General features: G+C 66.4%; 1 protein-coding gene. It reads left to right on the forward strand.

Annotation, left to right across the window (positions count from 1 at the left end; genetic code table 11):
- The coding region (locus D4B81_RS17875) for a PaaI family thioesterase (RefSeq protein ID WP_161965305.1) at window positions 1-258 on the forward strand (258 nt) is incomplete at its 5' end.
- Between the last annotated feature and the right edge of the window lie 370 nt (window positions 259-628).

Genomic DNA, 628 nt, shown 5'->3' on the forward strand with positions numbered 1-628 from the left:
GGCGTCCTTGCAGCCATGCTGGACACCGCCATGGGATGCGCAGTCCACTCGCTGCTACCAGCCGCGGTCGGTTATGCCACCTCTGAGATGAACGTCCGCTTCCTGCGCCCGGCGCTGCTCACGAGCGGACAGCTCCTCTGCACCGGGGAGGTCATCCATCCGGGCAGGAACACCATGATCGCCTCAGCCCGCATCGTAGACGCCGACCAGCGGGTCATCGCCATCGCCGGCTGCACCTGCATCCTCCGGCGGCCCTAATGCCTGCACCTTCGGCATCACCAATGTCTGCGGCCCGCACCCCTGACTCTCACAACCACAGGCCGCGTTGTGTGGAGCCTGGCGGAGTGGGGGGCAAAGCCTGTCCCCTTCGTCTACGACGGTGGCGTCAGTGGCGCCCTGCGGGCGGTCAAGCACTTTCGCACCGTCCTCGCCGAAGTGACGCCCTCAGCATCCGGGACACACCGTCAACTCTCCGTACTGATGGACCATCTTCGCGGGGCCAGACCATCCCTTGGGCCTCGCCAGCCACAGGCGCGGCGAAAACCATGCCGGACCGGGGTCAAGTCCGGTGAAGTGGTGTACGACGGTGATCCCTCGGTGGGGTTGATCAGGCCGTCAGTGCGGGGAC

It is taken from the genome of Ornithinimicrobium cerasi, from assembly GCF_003702705.1.
In the GTDB taxonomy this organism is placed as follows: Bacteria; Actinomycetota; Actinomycetes; order Actinomycetales; family Dermatophilaceae; genus Ornithinicoccus; species Ornithinicoccus cerasi.